A 301-nucleotide genomic window follows, 5' to 3' on the forward strand; every position below is an offset into this window, starting at 1 on the left:
ACTACCGAGACAACGCCATCACATACAAAGGCCAGCGGGACGCCGCCAGAAATGAACTGGCGCTGGCGAACTCGACAATTACTGACATGCAGACACGTCAGCAGGACGTTGCCGCGCTGGATGCGAAATACACGAAGGAGTTGGCAGATGCAAAAGCTGAAAATGATGCTCTTCAGCGCAGGCTTGATAATGGTGGCAGGGTGCTCGTCAAAGGCAAGTGTCCAGTGTCAGCCTCAACCGAAACCACCAGCACCGCCAGCGTGGGCAATGATGCCACCGTCGAACTCTCTGATGTTGCTGG

Annotated in this window: 1 protein-coding gene and 1 pseudogene; both read left to right on the forward strand. The window is 55.5% G+C overall.

Annotation, left to right across the window (positions count from 1 at the left end):
- Positions 1–62 precede the first annotated feature (62 nt).
- Positions 63–239 (forward strand): annotated as a pseudogene (locus GTGU_RS26795) (lysis system i-spanin subunit Rz); the annotation flags it as partial.
- On the forward strand, positions 190–301 hold a 112-nt coding region (gene rz1 / locus GTGU_RS25970), incomplete at its 3' end, for a lysis system o-spanin lipoprotein Rz1 (RefSeq protein WP_245609652.1). The pseudogene GTGU_RS26795 and the gene rz1, both read left to right, overlap by 50 nt.

Source organism: Trabulsiella guamensis ATCC 49490 (assembly GCF_000734965.1).
Classification (GTDB): domain Bacteria; phylum Pseudomonadota; class Gammaproteobacteria; order Enterobacterales; family Enterobacteriaceae; genus Trabulsiella; species Trabulsiella guamensis.